The sequence below is a fragment of the Pectinatus frisingensis genome (assembly GCF_014076555.1).
GTDB classification, from domain to species: Bacteria; Bacillota; Negativicutes; order Selenomonadales; family Selenomonadaceae; genus Pectinatus; species Pectinatus frisingensis.
Map to the genome: position 1 here is coordinate 2,366,813 of NZ_CP045424.1, position 17,087 is coordinate 2,383,899.

Annotated in this window: 16 protein-coding genes; 10 read left to right on the top strand and 6 right to left on the bottom strand. The window is 37.2% G+C overall.

Annotation, left to right across the window (positions count from 1 at the left end; all coding sequences use genetic code 11):
- Positions 1–152: 152 nt before the first annotated feature.
- The 6 genes from F8M42_RS11125 (at position 153) to serS (ending at position 5,656) form a co-directional block, all read left to right on the top strand.
- Positions 153–602 (top strand): GNAT family N-acetyltransferase, encoded by a 450-nt coding sequence (locus tag F8M42_RS11125; protein ID WP_182186726.1) that lies wholly within the window; start codon positions 153–155, stop codon positions 600–602.
- A gap of 24 nt (positions 603–626) precedes the next feature.
- Positions 627–1,091, top strand: coding sequence for a metal-dependent hydrolase (locus F8M42_RS11130; RefSeq protein ID WP_182186727.1), 465 nt, complete (start codon positions 627–629; stop codon positions 1,089–1,091).
- 24 nt (positions 1,092–1,115) lie between these two features.
- Complete coding sequence (locus tag F8M42_RS11135; RefSeq protein ID WP_182186728.1) at positions 1,116–1,478, top strand: EamA family transporter; 363 nt, start codon at positions 1,116–1,118, stop codon at positions 1,476–1,478.
- Between the two features lie 52 nt (positions 1,479–1,530).
- Positions 1,531–2,238 (top strand): energy transducer TonB family protein, encoded by a 708-nt coding sequence (locus F8M42_RS11140; protein WP_182186729.1) that lies wholly within the window; start codon positions 1,531–1,533, stop codon positions 2,236–2,238.
- 67 nt (positions 2,239–2,305) lie between these two features.
- A complete protein-coding gene (locus tag F8M42_RS11145) occupies positions 2,306–4,300 on the top strand; it encodes a penicillin-binding protein (protein ID WP_182186730.1) in 1,995 nt (664 codons plus the stop codon).
- An 87-nt stretch (positions 4,301–4,387) separates the two neighbouring features.
- Complete coding sequence (serS, locus tag F8M42_RS11150; protein ID WP_182186731.1) at positions 4,388–5,656, top strand: serine--tRNA ligase; 1,269 nt, start codon at positions 4,388–4,390, stop codon at positions 5,654–5,656.
- Positions 5,657–5,710: 54 nt separating this feature from the next.
- On the opposite strand, the gene F8M42_RS11155 is transcribed toward serS, so the two are convergent.
- Positions 5,711–6,385, bottom strand: a complete 675-nt coding sequence (locus tag F8M42_RS11155; RefSeq protein WP_182186732.1) for an MgtC/SapB family protein — start codon at positions 6,383–6,385, stop codon at positions 5,711–5,713.
- Positions 6,386–6,609: 224 nt separating this feature from the next.
- Here F8M42_RS11155 and F8M42_RS11160 point away from each other — a divergent pair, with 224 nt between their 5' ends.
- Complete coding sequence (locus tag F8M42_RS11160) at positions 6,610–7,665, top strand: hypothetical protein (RefSeq protein ID WP_182186733.1); 1,056 nt, start codon at positions 6,610–6,612, stop codon at positions 7,663–7,665.
- A gap of 121 nt (positions 7,666–7,786) precedes the next feature.
- Here F8M42_RS11160 and panF read toward each other — a convergent pair whose 3' ends face one another.
- Positions 7,787–9,289: a sodium/pantothenate symporter gene (gene panF, locus F8M42_RS11165; protein ID WP_182186734.1), complete on the bottom strand. Its 1,503-nt coding sequence runs from the start codon at positions 9,287–9,289 to the stop codon at positions 7,787–7,789.
- A complete protein-coding gene (locus tag F8M42_RS11170) occupies positions 9,286–9,561 on the bottom strand; it encodes a YhdT family protein (RefSeq protein WP_182186735.1) in 276 nt (91 codons plus the stop codon). The genes panF and F8M42_RS11170 overlap by 4 nt, the downstream gene beginning before the upstream one ends.
- Positions 9,562–9,892: 331 nt before the next feature.
- On the opposite strand from F8M42_RS11170, the gene F8M42_RS11175 reads away from it, so the two are divergent.
- On the top strand, positions 9,893–11,314 hold the full coding sequence (locus F8M42_RS11175; RefSeq protein WP_182186736.1) for an aldehyde dehydrogenase family protein: 1,422 nt from the start codon (positions 9,893–9,895) through the stop codon (positions 11,312–11,314).
- 82 nt (positions 11,315–11,396) lie between these two features.
- Here F8M42_RS11175 and F8M42_RS11180 read toward each other — a convergent pair whose 3' ends face one another.
- Positions 11,397–11,810 (bottom strand): C-GCAxxG-C-C family protein, encoded by a 414-nt coding sequence (locus tag F8M42_RS11180; protein WP_182186737.1) that lies wholly within the window; start codon positions 11,808–11,810, stop codon positions 11,397–11,399.
- A 19-nt stretch (positions 11,811–11,829) separates the two neighbouring features.
- Positions 11,830–12,558, bottom strand: coding sequence for a DUF554 domain-containing protein (locus F8M42_RS11185; protein ID WP_196591529.1), 729 nt, complete (start codon positions 12,556–12,558; stop codon positions 11,830–11,832).
- Positions 12,559–13,059: 501 nt separating this feature from the next.
- Here F8M42_RS11185 and F8M42_RS11190 point away from each other — a divergent pair.
- Entirely contained in the window at positions 13,060–13,809 is a 750-nt protein-coding gene (locus F8M42_RS11190; RefSeq protein WP_182186738.1) for a DeoR/GlpR family DNA-binding transcription regulator, read from the top strand.
- Positions 13,810–14,187: 378 nt separating this feature from the next.
- On the opposite strand, the gene F8M42_RS11195 is transcribed toward F8M42_RS11190, so the two are convergent.
- Positions 14,188–15,783: an IS1182 family transposase gene (locus F8M42_RS11195; RefSeq protein ID WP_196598539.1), complete on the bottom strand. Its 1,596-nt coding sequence runs from the start codon at positions 15,781–15,783 to the stop codon at positions 14,188–14,190.
- A gap of 820 nt (positions 15,784–16,603) precedes the next feature.
- On the opposite strand from F8M42_RS11195, the gene F8M42_RS11200 reads away from it, so the two are divergent.
- Positions 16,604–16,942 carry a winged helix-turn-helix transcriptional regulator gene (locus tag F8M42_RS11200; RefSeq protein WP_182186739.1) on the top strand — a complete coding sequence of 113 codons (339 nt, stop codon included), beginning with the start codon at positions 16,604–16,606 and terminating at the stop codon, positions 16,940–16,942.
- Positions 16,943–17,087: the final 145 nt, after the last annotated feature.

The following is a 17,087-nucleotide window of genomic DNA, read 5'->3' on the forward strand; positions in this document are numbered from 1 at the left end:
TTTATCCTTCTGTAGTACAGTCAGATATATTAAAACTGCTCTGCAGAAGGTATTTTTTTAATTTCTTAATACTTGCAGAAGCTATTGTTTTTGCGTAAAATAAAGCAGAGATATAAAGGCTGCTTAAATAAAACAAAAAGTAGGGATTTTATTTGTATACTATAAAAAAAGCCAACAATGAACAATTATGGGGGATTGCTGCTGCTTTAATACGTGAACTGGCCGTTTACGAAAGCCTAGGAAATATCTGTACGGCAAAACCGGAGGATATTAAAAAACTATTTAAAGAAAATATCCTGCAGGCATTGATTGCTTTCGATGAAACCGGAGAACCGGCAGGATTACTTACATATTTTTATATGGTATCTACATTTAAAGGCAAAAAAGTTATTTATATGGATGACTTATTTATCCGGGAAAAACAGCGTGGACATAAACTCGGAAAAACCCTGATGAATGAATTGACATCTATTGCCAATAATACTGATTGTTGTAAAATAGAATGGAAATGTTTAGTGTGGAATGATCCGGCGCAGCAATTTTATGAAAAATTCGGCGGTAAAAAAGATGAAGAAAACTTTACTTATTATAAAATATTATAAAATCCCGGATGGGGAGACAGCATTATGAAATGGATAAATCATATGCTGGTCACCGGCAGTGTCGTGTATTCCGTTACTGGAGACCCGTTGCTGGCTCTTTACAGCACAGCCGGCAGTATTTTCCCTGACAAATTGGAAGGGCGTCCACCGCGCAATAACAAAAAGGCCTACTGGCAGTGGCGCCAAAGACACCGTACCTGGACACATTGGCCGGTACCATACCTGCTGCTCATAACTGCTGTTTTGATATTACACCGCATTGGCATTATTACTCCGTTAGTCTGGCCGATGGCGCTCATTGCCCTTTTTTTTCTGACAGGAGCGCTGCTGCACATTATCGAAGATGCCTTATGTGGCAAAGTTCCTCTTATTTCACATAATAGGAAAATTGGCTTTAAATTATTTACCGTAGATTCACCGGGTGAATATTTTTTTTCCATTGTTCTTTCCGTAATTTTATTATTCTATCATGGAAAATGGCCCTTTTAATAAATTTTAGTCAGAAGGTTAAACATGAATCTCATACTTATATTGACAGGTGTATTATTAAACGCTATTGCCCAGCTAGTATTAAAAAAGGGCATGTCGATCATCGGTGTTGTACAGGTGGATATTCCATCTATCATCACCATGATAATGAAAGCGGCTACTAACGTATACATTTATTTAGGATTGCTCTGCTATGTATTAAGCTTTGTCGTTTGGTTGATGGTACTATCCCGCAGCGAGGTGAGCTATGCCTATCCATTTTTAAGCATAGGTTATATCATCGCCGCATTTGTCGGATATTTTTACTTTGGCGAAAGTATGAGCTTATACAAATTGAGCGGCATCGCTCTTATTTGCATTGGTGTATTTCTGTTGTATCGTTCATAATAGATTATAGAATTTATCTTATTCATTTTATCAATGAAAGGGCCACATTATTATGAATGGAAAGAAATGCTGGCAAATATCAATCGCTATTTCACTGCTTCTTCATTTAATAATACTACTATTTGCCGCGTATCAGATAGCCTTATGGCTTCCCGCCCAACAGGCTGAGGAACAAGAAGATCCCGTTGTTACCGAGGTATATATGGATGAAGACACATCATCAGAAGATGAATCTGCTTCCGACGACGCGGGTGGTGCCTCGTCACAGAATAATTCAACAGTATCACTTCCGTCGGAGGCTGCTGTGACTATATCGCAGCGGCCTCCGACGGACGCGGGCAATCCACAGGATACAGCAGAAAATGATAATCCTGCCGATACTATAAATAACGGATCTGACAAGAACAGACCACCCCGTAATCATAGCCTTACAACCAATACCAGCAATGAAGACAACCTGGCATCAAAATTTGGCGATGGAAAATCTCCTGTCATAATAAATGAAATAAAAAAATTTAAACTGCCCGATTCTGTATTGCCGGTACAAGAATCCATATCAGTGGAAGTTTTATATCAGGCCGCTCCTGATGGCACAGTTTCCGCTGATATCAGCAAATCGTCCGGCAATGATGATATCGACGACAAAGTAATCGAGACAGTCCGCCAATGGCGGTTCGAACCTCGTAAAACGGCTTCTCCTGTTATGATCGCAAATTTTATCTGCCATCCTGGTGATGACACATTATTTTTGATACAGTAAAACCATAACAGCCACTTGACTGTTTTATCTCAAATCAGTCCAATTATAATTATAAGGAGTGTCTGCTGTGCCTAAATACAGCGAAACAAAAAATGCTACCAATCCGCAAAAAACTCAGTCCCGTATTGCCATAATAGTACTATTACTGGCAGCACTCTTTGTATTGCTGGCACTACGCTATATCTGGGTACAGACAGTCCTCCATCCGGATCTGCTCGCCAGAGTGCAATATCAAGCCGAAGATCAATATACAATTCATTTACCGCGCGGCTCGATTTATGATCGCAATGGTCGGGAACTGGCCGTCAGCAATATCACTAAATCTCTATATGCAGACCCGGTCCACGTGCAAGATCCGGATCAATTAGCAGAAGATTTATCACCGCTGCTAAAAATGTCTAAAACTGACATTTTACAGAAAATTTCTGTTGGTGGTGGTTTTGTATGGCTCAAGCGTCAAATGGAACCTGACGAATCCGATGCCGTGGAAAAACTCATAAAATCAAAGTCCTATGGAACTTGCTTAGGTTTTAAAAATGAAAGCAAACGCTACTATCCCAACAAAACACTTGCTGCAAATATTCTGGGATTTGTGGGAACCGATGACACCGGTCTCGACGGTATAGAACAATCCATGGACAAGGTAATTAAAGGGCAGGTAATAAATACGTCATTATTTACTGATACTTTAGCCCGTCCAATTCTTGATTCTGTGCTCAACTCAGCTAAACCACAGGAAAACACCCGTAAGAACGTAGAATTGACAATCGACAGTACTATACAATATATCACTGAGCAAGCCTTAGATGAAGCGATGGTCAAGTACGCTCCAGCCGCGGCCACTGCTATCGTTATGGATCCCAAGACTGCCGATATTTTAGCCATGGCGTCAAGGCCTTCATATGATCCTAATAACTTTACGGCTTATCCGGCTGCCAACTGGAAAAATAAAGCAATATCATTTGTCTATGAACCGGGATCTACCTTTAAAGCCGTTGTTGCAGCTGCAGCTTTACAAGAAAAAATTGTCAGACCAAATGATATCTTTGTTGACCCTGGTTATTTGATGGTAGATGGCCGCCGTATCCAAAACTGGAGCGACGACAGTTTTGGAACTGTTACCTTTACAAAAGTTATTGAAGAATCAATAAATACTGGCTTTGTCCATGTGGGACTGCAGCTTGGGGCAGAACGTCTTATGGATTACGCCCAAAAATTTGGCTTTGGCAAAAAAACCGGTATCGAATTACCTGGTGAGGAACAAGGCATACTATTTAATCCTAAGGATATGAGTGAAATCAATATTGCAACAACTTCAATAGGCCAAAGTATTGCTGTTACTCCGTTGCAAATAGTCACTGCTATGGCAGCCATAGCCAATGACGGCGTTTTAATGCATCCCCATATAATAAAAGGCATATATAATTCTGATGGTGCGGTTTATGAAGAAACTAAACCACAAGAAGTCCGTCGGACAATTGATTCTTCTACTGACAAAACACTGGTCTCTCTATTGGAAAAGGTTGTTGCCGACGGCGGTGGCGGCAAAGCTGCGGTGCCAGGTTACCGCATAGCCGGGAAAACCGGTACTGCCCAAAAAATTGATATGCAAAACGGTGGTTATTTACCAGGACGCTATATTGCTTCATTTTGCGGTTTTGCTCCCGTCGAAGACCCCCAATTTGTCGTATTAGTTATATTAGATGACCCCCATAAGGTAAATTATTATGGCGGTCAAATTGCCGCGCCAATAGCCCATGACATTTTCTCGGCAATTTTCCGTTATCTTCATATAGAACCTTCTGTTCCGATAAAAGACAACAATCCCATTGTCTCTGCAAAAAAAGCTGTACAAAATGATACTGCAACCAAAAATGTTCCGGCAGGAATGGTTGCCGTTCCGGATTTACGCGGTAAAACCATACGCGATGCAACTGCGGCTTTGGCATCACTTAATTTAACAATAAATGTATCTGGCAATGGCATCTGTGATACTCAATCACCGGTTGGAGGCAGTTTCATTGCTCCCGGTAATAAAATAAACGTACATTTTTCACCGTAAATGTGATAAAATAATACATAAATTGTTTTTATTTAAAATATAAATCTTAACAACTATTATGATAAATTGATAAAGGACGGGTATACTATGCTGGATATTAAATTTGTCAGGGATAACATGGATAGGGTTTTAGAAATGCTTAAGAAGCGTAATAATCCAATGCAACTTGACGACTTTAAAAGTTTGGAAGAAAAACGCCGTGCAATCATCGGTGAAACAGAAACCTTAAAAGGTCAGCGCAATAATGTCTCCAAACAAATAAGTGAAATGAAAAAAAAGAAGGAAAATACCGATCAGCTTATCATTCAAATGCGCCAGGTTGGCGAGAAAATAAGTAATCTGGATGGTCAGCTACGTGATATTGAAGATAAGCTGCGTGATATTTTATTGCATATCCCCAATATGCTAAATCCGACAGTGCCTGTCGGTAAAGATGACAGCGATAATCCGGAAGTTCGTCGGTGGGGACTGCCGCGTCAATTTGAATTTACACCAAAACCTCATTGGGAAATAGGTGCAAATCTTGATATTCTTGACTCTGAACGAGCTGCCAAAGTATCGGAATCACGTTTCACATTCTATAAGGGGTTAGGTGCACGATTGGAACGGGCCGTTATAAGCTTCATGATGGACACTCATTCTAACGAACATGGCTATACGGAAATGCTGGCACCATACATTGTGAACAAGGACAGTATGACCGGAACAGGTCAGTTACCAAAATTTGCTGAAGATATGTTCAAAATTCAGGATGCAGACCTCTATCTCGTCCCTACCGCAGAAGTTCCGGCGACCAATTACCATCGGGATGAAATATTAGATGGAGATAAATTACCCGAACATTACTGTGTTTACACTGCTTGTTTCCGCGAAGAGGCGGGTTCCGCCGGACGAGATACAAGAGGTCTCATCCGCCAGCATCAATTTAATAAAGTTGAATTGATTAAATTCGTCAAACCAGAGACTTCATATGATGAATTAGAAAAAATGGTACGCGATGCGTCCCATATCTTGGAATTATTAGAAATTCCTTATCATGTGGTCACACTGTGCAGCGGTGACATTGGCTTTACCGCAGCCAAAACTTACGATATTGAAGTGTGGCTGCCAAGCTGTAACATGTACCGGGAGATCTCATCATGCTCTAATGTCGAAGACTATCAGGCTCGTCGCGCCAATATACGTTTTCGCCGTGATAGTAAGGCAAAACCCGAATACGTACATACTCTAAATGGTTCAGGGCTTGCCGTCGGCAGAACAGTTGCTGCTATTTTAGAAAATTATCAACAGGCAGACGGAAGTGTTCTGATTCCTACTGCACTGCGAAAATATATGAGCGTCGATGTAATAAAATAACCCTCAAAAGGCAGTCCCTCGTCTGTTTACAGCTGGGGGGCTGCCTTTCTTATATCAATATTCAACAGAACGCACATGAGGATTATCTTTAAACAAATCCATTAAATGTGATATATCATAATCAGCAGGCATCTTCACATACAACTCTACATCAAGAAATCCTTTATTGGTTCTTTCAACTTTAATATTGATAATTTTAATATTATTATCAGCAAATCTTTTTTGTACAAAAGAAATAGCATCAGCATTTTCACTAAACTCTATATTAATCTGTTCCGAATAAGGAACACTAAGCCAGCCAAGATTTTTATGCATAATAATTTGTACTAACAAAATCAATACAGTTGCTGAAATTCCCATAAAATACAATTTGGCTCCGATAGCCATGCCGATACCGGCAGTCGCCCAAATACCGGCTGCTGTTGTTAATCCGCTTATTGCCTGTTTTCTAACAAAAATAATCCCTGCACCAAGAAAACCTATTCCGCTGACTATTTGAGCTGCAACACGTGATGGATCTAAAATATAATTATGCAGCAGCAACACATCGGCAAACCCATATTTTGAAACAATCATTACCAAAGCACTTCCTAATGCCACAATCATATGAGTGCGGATACCAGCTTCTTTTAATCTGTTTTTCCTTTCATAACCAATTAATGATCCACATATACCGGCTACTATTAATCTGACCAATAACTCCAACTGCGAACTTAATATTACACTCATTTTTAACCACTTCCTCAGCAATTAACCAAAAATAAATATGATGACTATTATAGGATATTATCACAATTTAATCAATGAATTAAATTTCCTATCACACAGATAATGTAATACTTCTTACACTTTACGTTATTATCCATATTATGTTAAAATAGGCATATTATTTCTTCATCAAAAACTTAAAATCATCCGTATGCAATGTTTACCAAACAAGGAGAAAGTATTTAATGCGTAATCAATTTATGCAAAATAAAATTTTTTTAACATTTACATTTGTTTTTTTACTATGCTATACAGGATTCATTTTTTTTATGTATACCCCATGGTACACTGCTGCGCAGCTTAAGTTTGCTTACAAAAACCACAATATTGTAATGCTGACTAACAGCGTCAATATAGACTCAGTTGTTTCCAGCGGCTATGACGATTTAACCGGTGATTTATTTACATATAATAGTAATATTCCGCCTAAAGTGAAACAAATTTTTAATCAATTTTATCAATTAATAAAAACCCCTGTTTGTTCCGGGACTTTAAAAATAATTGATGACTATTTAAAAAATAATGTATGGAACGATCCTACAGGAACTTCTGTACTAAAAGGCCGCGAACTTGGTATTGATTATGATGAGCTTGTAGAACGTTCAATGCTTCGTAATACGGCAATACATAGTTTTGGCAAACTTACAAAAAATGAAAACGGTGACTTTATTTTACCATTAACAGTAGCTGACCGTTACACTGATACAGACTTCACTCTTGAATTACTGCTGCAGAAAACTGCTTCCGGGACCTGGCAGGTTACCAAAATTATTAACTATCATGAATATTTACTCCATGTGCGTGATTTATGTGATAATGATATAGTTGCTTATGTGAAAGACACCAAAGATAAAACTGCTGAATACAACCGTGCATTTCAAAGTTTACAAACACAGTTTCAAAACCTTACAAAAAATATAAACTCCAGTATCAGTAAAACACAACGTCAGCAAATACAATATTTCATTGTAAACAAAATCATTCCAACTTATAAAACACATGAAGCTTATCTACAAGATGTAGATGTCCCTTCCGGTGCACTTCACTTACACATTCTACGTTTGCAAAGCAATGCTAAAACGATACAAGCTTGGCAGTATTTTGCCCAAGGAATAGCTGACGATTCACCTGCCATGCTGGCAAAAGCAGAAAAAAACCATCAAGAAGCTTTAACCTTAGAACAAAAAGTATCTGATATCATAAATAAAATGCCGGCTTTATTTGTTCCGGAAATTCCATAAAAATAGTTATATGACTGCCACACATAACTATTTTTTATTCATAAATGTACAGGAAATCACACAGTGGTAATGGATTGCATCTTTGAAAAACAATACTGCTTGTGTAACAGAGCTCTATCTCTTAATACAATTCCGGGAAAAAGATGCGTTTTACCTTATCCGTTGGCTCTTTTGTCAACAAGCTTCCCAAAATAAACAAAATCAACCCTGTACCGATACCAATTACAATATTGTGAAATGAAGCTATTTTTATCCCCAAAGCCATTGTCACACAATAAGCCGCCAATCCACCAACAAGTGATAAAACGGCTCCCTGTGAATTGGCTTTATGCCAAAAAAAGCCAAATAACAGTATCCAGAAAAATGCTGTTTCTAAACCACCAAAAGCAAATAAGTTTATCCAGACGATGACATCTGGCGGACTTATTGCCAGTATAACCGGAATCATTCCCATTACAGCAGTAACCGTCATACTAATACGACTAATATTTTTTTGACTTTTTGCACTGTCTTTATCCTTGGCATAAAAAAGATATATATCCTTAACCACTGCCGATGAACCAGTAATCAATAAAGAAGATATCGTCGATAATGTAGCTGCTAACGGCCCAATAATCGTTATTCCTGCCAGCCATGGATTCATATAACCTGCAATAAGCATAGGGATTATCGCATCAGTTGTTTTACCTATTTCACTGAGCGGCTCAGTTATTACACCATGTGCCAATACTCCTAACAGCGGAATACCAATCATCATTGCACCACATACAATTGTTCCTATTATCATTGCCCGATGCACTGATCTGGTATCCTTATAGCTTATGCAGCGAACGGCTGACTGCGGTAATCCTACTGTGCCAATACCACATAATATCCACTGACTGATTAAAAGCGGTACAGGGATTTTCCCGCCGGCAGTGGGAGAGAACATGTCAGCATTGCCGGCTGTGCCTGAGACATTATGTATCGTCTGCATTATAGCAGCCAGGCCATGACCGCGGTCAAATATTGTGTAAGTGAGAAATGCCATACCTATCAGCATCATAATTGCACAAAGCGTATCTGTTATGGCGACAGTGTTGAATCCCCCTATTGATGTATACACAACAACAACTACCGCAAAAAATAACAGCCCTGTAGTATAATTCATTCCTGTTACCGCAGCAAAAATTTGGGCTCCTCCGATAAATTGAGCTATCATACGCGTAATAAAAAATATTAATATAACTAAAGCACATAAATTAGCCAGCAAATTGGAATTATAACGGAAACGAATTAAATCTATTATTGTAATAGCATCTATCTTTCTGGCAATTACTGCCATTTTTTTCCCTAATAATCCTAATATCAAATAAGCTGCCACAATCTGCACCGAAGCAAATAACACCCAGGCGAACCCCACCTGCCATGCTATGCCTGGTCCTCCTACAAATGAACTAACTGAACTATATCCGGCAACCAGACTCATTGCTAAAACAAAACCGTTCAATCGTCGACCACCAATAAAATATTCTTTAGAAAAATCAACACTGCGATTATGCCGTTCTCTGTTTTTCAAATAAAAACCAATTGTCAATAATAAGGCAAAAAATATACTTGCTGGTATCAATATTGCAAAATTCATTTACTATTTTGCTCCTTTTCAGGGGCATCTTCATCTAAACTAAAATCGACAAAAAATTTTTTTATAGCAAATATTAGTAAAACAACAGCCAAAACATAGGTCCCAATACACGAAACAATAAGCCATAATGGTAAATAAAACAATGTGATATATTCATTAATGCCAAAGGCTGTTAACCACCAAAAAGCAATTATAACAGCCGTAACGATACAAATAACACGAGCTTCACGATTCATCTGCACAAACTTTTCTTTATAAGACAAATTTTTCATAGCCAATGCTCCCTTTTACCATCCATAATTAATAACTTGCTGCCAAAACTAAAATAAACGCCTTTCGAAAAAACGAAAGGCGCACTCATATTTTACTATATAAAACTCCCTTCTGTCTTAGTCGCTGCGGATCCAAGCAGATATAAAAACTTACAGTATGGCTCCTTCAGAATGCCATCTGGTTGTACAAGGATGTCTTTTGAATAGTATCACATAGCCGAATAATTTACAAGTTATAATAAATTATCATTTTATCCAGTTAACAAAAATCATTTATATGTATATAATATATATTGCATGTTAGATATAAATCTATTAGGGAGGATCATCTATGAAAGCATATGATTTGTTTATAAATGGTAAAAAACTATCCACCGCTGAAACTCAAAATGTCTATAATAAAGCTACTGGTGAAATAATCGCAACTGTCTGCACTGCCGGGAAAAAAGAAGTAAAGCTAGCCGTTGACGCCGCTCAGCACGCCTTTGATGCAATAAAATTAACACCATATAAACGTTATGAAATATTGATGCAGGCTGCCGCTAACATGATGCAGCGGCAAAGAGAATTTGGTGAAACACTGTCCCTGGAAGCAGGCAAACCAATAAAAGATGCCATGGGTGAAATTGCCCGTGCCTATCAAACACTAATTTTATCAGCTGAAGAAGCCAAACGCCTTACCGGTGAAATGGTTCCCATACAAGGAGCACCTGGATGTGAAAATCGCATTGCCTATACCAAACGAATGCCATTAGGTGTAGTTTGCGCTATAACTCCATTTAATTTTCCAGTAAATCTTGCCTGCCATAAAATAGGTCCGGCTATTGCTGCCGGTAACACTGTCATATACAAACCTGCCTCAGCTACACCACTCACTGCTTCATTGCTCTGTGAAGCATTTGCCGATGCCGGTTTACCGGCAGGATTTCTGAATCTTATCATGGGACAAGGTTCAGTTATTGGTAACTTGCTTACTGAAGATAATCGAATAAAAATGTTCTCCTTCACCGGCAGCGTTCCTGTTGGCAAGGCATTGCAAAAGAATGCCGGCTTTAGGAAAATAGCTTTAGAACTAGGTTCAAATTCAGCCAATATCGTTCATGGTGATATCGAAGATGTTAAAAAAACAGCTCAGCTTTGTGCCAAATATGCGTTTACCAATGCCGGTCAAGTCTGCATATCATGTCAACGGGTCTATGTGCAACGTAATATATACCAAGAATTCTATCAGGCCGCGGTAGATTATACCAAAACTTTAAAAGTTGGAAATCCTGCCGACGCAAATACCGATATCGGCCCGATGATTGCCGAAAAAGAAGCCATTCGCATTGAAAAATGGATAAAAGATGCCATCAGCAAGGGTGCTCACTTGTTGATCGGCGGCAAACGCAATGGCACTTTTTTTGAACCGACAATATTAACTGACACTACTGATAATATGGATGTAATCTGTAAGGAAACTTTTGCACCTGTATTTTCCATCATACCTTATGATAATATAGAAGAAGCCATCACTGCTGTAAATAATTCCACTTATGGCCTACAGGCAGGTGTATTCACCAAATCATTAGCAATTGCCCATACTTGTGCCGAAAAAATTGAAACCGGCGGTGTCATTATAAATGATGGTTCAACATTCCGAATGGATAATATGCCATATGGCGGTGTAAAGGACAGCGGTATAGGACGGGAAGGACCTGAATATGCCATTCGCGAATTAACAGAAGAAAAGCTCATTGTATTCAACTACTAAATAATTAATCTCATTAATAATGATATTATAAAAGCCCTGTCACAGTCTATTAATTGTACTGTAGCAGGGCTTCGTTTATAATCTATACATCTTTTACTATTTTTGACAAAATTGAAACAACATCTTCAATACAACCATCACAACTGCGCAATACTTTTTTATTATCCATTCCTTTCAATTTACGACAAATAGTTGCACTGTTTTTTTCACGAAAAAGTTGTGATATTCTCCGCACTATCCCATATGTATCAGCTTTTGAATAAGGTCCATCCAGATTACCACTGCTGTTAAGTAATCCTATGATAATTGCCGCACCAGAAAGAGCCCCGCATGTTCCGTAACTATCCCCCATGCCAAAACCAAACGCTTCACTCACACGAAATAAAGATTTCTCATCCATGTCAACTTTATCTACAAAAGCACAAGCAACCGCTTGTGCGCAATTATATCCTTTGTGGTGATTGCCAGCAGCCCGTTCTATTCTATCTATATTCATATAATTATCTCCTCTTCTGTCAATTTACAGCATAATACAACAATGGAACTATAATTGCCGGCAACATATTGCCAACTCTTATATGAATTATCTTACCAAGCATGAGATTCACTCCAATGACAAAAATTAGAACTGAACCAACGGCAGACATACCATTCATCATTTGCGAAGTAAGATAAGGTGCGATTGAAGCTGCAGCCAATGATAATCCTCCCTGGTACAAAAATAATGGCCCAGCTGAAAACACTGCACCACTTCCCATAGTTGAAGCAAAAATCATAACAAGTACACCATCTAATATAGATTTTGTAAATAATATAGTAGAATTTCCATTTATCCCATCTTCAAATGATCCTATTATTGCCATAGCACCGACACAAATTACAACCGTAGCTGTCACAAACGCCTCGCTAAATTTATCATTTTCGTCCATCTTCAATATTTTTTTTGCCTTATCCCCCAACAATCCCAAGTCATGCTCAATGTCTACAATCTCACCAATAACAGTGCCAATAATCAATGATGCTACCATTAACATGATACCATCAGATTGTAATTGTCCGCTTTTGATAACCAATTGTTTACTTAAAACCCCTGTCAATCCAATAAATAACGTAGCAACCCCCAACGCCTGCAGCAAAATTTCCTGCAATTTCAATGGTAATCCCTTTTTTATAACCAATCCGACAAGTCCGCCGCCAACGACCGCTGCCGTATTTACAACAGTTCCTGTTAAAATATCGTTCACATCCCCATCAATATAATATATCTTTTATATTGTAACATATATTACTCTATTTAAACTAAAGAATATGTGATTTTAACAATACACTAGATAATAATTATCGTGACCAGTTACTTATAAATTACTTTTGTTAACGACCAGTCCATATATGCCTATTAGTATAGTATAAGCTTATTGTTATTTTTAAAATATTTTTCATATATTTTAAAAGGTAAATTATATTATTATTGACAATTATATATACATATTATATAATCTAAATACAGTCATTCATAACTAATTTATATAACGTTTGAAACTGAACAACCCCCTTGTTCATTATTAATCCCACTCCCCCTTTATTTTATATGCATGTTTTATATCCCTTAAAAAGTCGCTTAAAATTAAGCGACTTTTTAATATAGAATTACAAAAATTAAGATACATTTATTTTAAAATAGCAAAAATATTATTATTTTGCATATGAAAGATGCATATGTTATACTTGTAAAAGGAGGTTGTTTTATGAATGACAGACATGCTCAAATTCTAGATTTAGTCAATGAATACAAAAAAATCGAAGTTAATCGTCTGGCTGAAATACTTGATGTGTCACAAGTTACCATTCGTAAGGATTTAGAACTTCTAGCGGAGCGGGGATTATTAGCCAGAGAACATGGTTATGCTTTATGTCACAAAGCTGATGACGTCAATAATAAAATGGCAATTCATTACGAAAGCAAAATGAAGATAGCTGCCAAAACCGCTGAAATGGTTGCTGATGGGGAAACCATAATGGTTGAATCTGGTTCCAGCTGTACACTTTTAGCTGAACAAATTGCCAAAACAAAAAAAGACGTCACTATTGTGACCAATTCTGCTTTTCTCGCATCTTATATAAGAGATCGGGGTAATATACGAATTATCCTGCTTGGTGGGGAATATCAGCGAGAAACACAATCGATGGTGGGGCCATTGTTGAAAAAGTATGCCAGTGAATTCTTCGTAGATAAATTATTCATTGGCATAGACGGCTTTATTCCCAAAGTAGGTTTTACCAATGGAGAAATGATGCGTATGGAAGCTGTACGAAACATGACGGAATCAGCCCGTCAGGTAATAATATTAACAGATTCCAGCAAATTCCAAAAACAAGGTGTAGTCTTACAATTTCGTTTTTCAGAAGTAGACAAAGTCGTGACCGACAGCAAAATTCCCGATGAAATCAGAAAACTATTAGAAAAGAATCATATAAATCTCACTATTGCCTATTAAAGGGTAGAAAAAACCCCTTAACCATAAAGGCTGAGGGGTAAGTAAGATATAAGTCCTTGCGAATATCTATTGTAGATACTCCAGGCAGCTTTGTCAATAAGTTTATTTAAAATTTATTAATAGTTATATAAAAATCAGATATTTTATTAAATTGCTGGTCAGATCATAGACAAAAAGTTTCCATTTTATTTTTATCAGGCGCTTTTATTTAAATTATTCACAAAATTCACTTTTAAAATGATATATATGGGGCTGTGACAAAATGAGAAATCATTTTGTCCACAGCCTCTTTTTCTATACAATTTGAGGCAACAAGCAGGCAATTACTGAAAAAATGGCATAGTCCCCCTTTCCCCATAAAAACTGCTTTTCTACAGTTTATGCGGCTTTCTTCAAGCGTAGTTTTTTATTGTGGTATTTATAAAGATTGTGCCCAATGGAAACCAGGAAAATCTCTAAACGTACCTGTTCCAGGCCTTTTCGAATAATTCTTTTGTACCAGCGGTTATTTTTCATAATCCCAAAAGTACCTTCAGATTGAATCGAGCGATTCATACGAAGAAGCGCTCCTTGAATGCTTTCTAAGTTGTTCACAACTTCTTGATGCATAGAGGTTAGTTCCTGGTTAAGACGAATCGTCCTGTTTTTGTCCGTCTTTTTACATTCGGCACCATAAGGACAATCTGTACAATTTTCGCACTGGTAAACTTCTTCCTGACGTCCGTATCGATTTCCTTTTACATTTTGTCTGTATTGCAGATGAAATGCCTGTCCTGCGGGACAACGCAGAGTACCTTCTTCATCAATCTTGAAATTTACTGGGCGAAACTGATTCTCTCGATACTTCGCATTTGTGGTTTCTTTCTTGTACATCGTGAATTTCATGTATTTTTCCATCCCGTGCTGCTCACAGTAAATATAATTGTTGTATGAACCATAGCCTGCGTCAGCTACGGGATACTTTGGATAAAATCCGTAGGTATTATGAAATTTCTCCAGTAAGGGAACAAAACAATCCATGTCTGCACGGTATTGATTTACATCAGCTACAGCTATGTATTCATCTGCAATACCAAATTGAACATTGTAGGCTGGCAGGAGCTGGTCGTTGCCCATATAATCTGTCTTGATCCGCATGAATGTCGCACAATGATCTGTTTTGGAATAACTGTTCCGGTCTGGACCACAAATAGTTATTTTTTCAACATATTCTTTGAGTTTGGCTGTATATTCCTGAAGCCGTTCGTAATAGCGCTGCCGGGGTGTTTTTCGATGGCCTTTTCCATGGACAAATTTTGTTTCATCTATTTCATAGATTTTGGCATACCGATCTGTTACTTCATTCAGGTATTCAGGAACATATTCGGAATTCGTATCAATTTTGATATTAAATCCGGCAAGATCATCGTTGATTTCATCAAGTAACCCGGTGATTTTTTCAAAAAGCCTGTATCTGGACTTTTCAGTTGCTTTCTTCCATACCCAGCTGTATTTATTGGCATTTGCCTCAAATTTCGAACCATCGATATACAGATGGCTCAAATCCACATGATCTTCGGCAAAGATTTTCTTATTGATATCGCTGAACAATTCCTCAACCGATGGATTGAGCATATTTTCGATGAAATATCCGAAAGTTCGGTAAGAAGGTGTCTCATGATCCATAAGGTACATAAAGCGAAGATTGACTTTACAGCAATCTTCCAGTTCGCGCAGAGAGATATATCCATTTGTCATAAATCCAAATAAGATTGTTTTCAACATACTGGTCGGGTTGTATCTGATGCGTCCGGTAACGTGTTCCGGAACATTTTTCAGGTACTTCTCCAAGTCGATTCCCTCCATAAATCGGTCAAAAACCAGCACGGGATCACAGATATTCAGATAATCTGAAATAAATAGTGGCAAAACTGCCTGTTTTACTTTAGAATGATTAGGGGTAATGTTTTTCATTGGTACGTAAAATTTTACCACAAAATGAGGACCACCGGCTATTTCCAGCCAGTGATCCTCATTTGTTTTTATTGGGACTTTATTTCACAGCCCCTTTTTTCATATATTGTCTGCTTCTTTAAATTGTGCATGAAAAATGAGCATTGCAGTTTATTTTTATAATTGAACGATGAAAATTGCGGATTAGACAGCAAGATTTGCGTCATTCATATCAGTAAATTAATGGGGCGTTTGTAAGACTGAAAAAATCATATGGCATATTTATAGAATAGACTGATTCACAGTCTGAGTCTCTTAAGCAAAGCAATGATGCAGTAACTATTATCCGCTTATAAAAAATTGGAAAGAAAGTTTTGGTATATCATTAATGACAAGTTACTCGGATAACAGCCAACAAATAGAACAATCTTATCTTGACATCTAACGACATATTCTGTCGTAAGGCACGGTTATTAATGGTATTCATTTACTATTTTTATTAAATACAAATGAGATATCATATGCTGTTCTGGAAAAATACATCAGGTGCTTTGCCTGCAGGACAGCACATCAGCTTATATTGATGTTTTTCAATTACTGGAGTACGTGTTTTTATCACTTGTAGTGATAATTTCATTTTTTCCGTTTGAATCGAAAGTAATATCTCAAATCGAATAATTGCTTATTGTATTTATTAATATTAAATGATAAATTATCTAGTAGTATAAATTTAATATTAGCGGATAATATTTTAAAATTATTTATTAACCAGTATTTTTATGGAATAAATTCTATATTTAAAACTGATTGAGCAGATTATCAGGTAAATAAATTAAGTTAAATAAATTCAAGGAGTAATTTTATGGAGATTTCAAATGATATAAAATTAACCAAAGGACAACCAGGTGAGTTGTGTCCGATAGCAAAAACACTGGACATTATAGGAACAAAGTGGACTTTTTTAATAGTGCGGGATTTACTGTTGGAAGGTACAATGCGATTCAGAGATTTACAAAAATCTATGAAAGGGATAAGCCCAAAAACACTTTCATTACGGCTTCGTGAATTAGAAAAAAATGATATTGTTAAAAGAAAAGTATATCCTGAAGTTCCGCCCAAGGTTGAGTATTCACTTACTGATAAGGGGAAAAAATTAGAAAAGATTTTTATAGAACTAAAACGCTTCGGTATAGAATTATAAAAAAGTGGTAAGCTTTTTTTTATCTGTTGTACAATACTTTACTTGAGGTAACTATATGATGTTTTTTACACTACTTTACATATGGAAGTATTGCCAATATAATGAGCTTATCAGCTGAAAATTTGATATATCAAATATTTATTTA

Bases quoted from the DNA above. Each gene is read 5' to 3' on its own strand.
- F8M42_RS11170 (WP_182186735.1), bottom strand. From the start codon at position 9,561: ATGAAAAATTTGTCTTATAAAGAAAAGTTTGTGCAGATGAATCGTGAA.
- F8M42_RS11175 (WP_182186736.1), top strand. From the start codon at position 9,893: ATGAAAGCATATGATTTGTTTATAAATGGTAAAAAACTATCCACCGCT.
- F8M42_RS11200 (WP_182186739.1), top strand. From the start codon at position 16,604: ATGGAGATTTCAAATGATATAAAATTAACCAAAGGACAACCAGGTGAG.
- F8M42_RS11190 (WP_182186738.1), top strand. From the start codon at position 13,060: ATGAATGACAGACATGCTCAAATTCTAGATTTAGTCAATGAATACAAA.
- F8M42_RS11140 (WP_182186729.1), top strand. From the start codon at position 1,531: ATGAATGGAAAGAAATGCTGGCAAATATCAATCGCTATTTCACTGCTT.
- F8M42_RS11180 (WP_182186737.1), bottom strand. From the start codon at position 11,810: ATGAATATAGATAGAATAGAACGGGCTGCTGGCAATCACCACAAAGGA.
- F8M42_RS11135 (WP_182186728.1), top strand. From the start codon at position 1,116: ATGAATCTCATACTTATATTGACAGGTGTATTATTAAACGCTATTGCC.
- F8M42_RS11160 (WP_182186733.1), top strand. From the start codon at position 6,610: ATGCGTAATCAATTTATGCAAAATAAAATTTTTTTAACATTTACATTT.
- F8M42_RS11155 (WP_182186732.1), bottom strand. From the start codon at position 6,385: ATGAGTGTAATATTAAGTTCGCAGTTGGAGTTATTGGTCAGATTAATA.
- serS (WP_182186731.1), top strand. From the start codon at position 4,388: ATGCTGGATATTAAATTTGTCAGGGATAACATGGATAGGGTTTTAGAA.
- F8M42_RS11130 (WP_182186727.1), top strand. From the start codon at position 627: ATGAAATGGATAAATCATATGCTGGTCACCGGCAGTGTCGTGTATTCC.
- panF (WP_182186734.1), bottom strand. From the start codon at position 9,289: ATGAATTTTGCAATATTGATACCAGCAAGTATATTTTTTGCCTTATTA.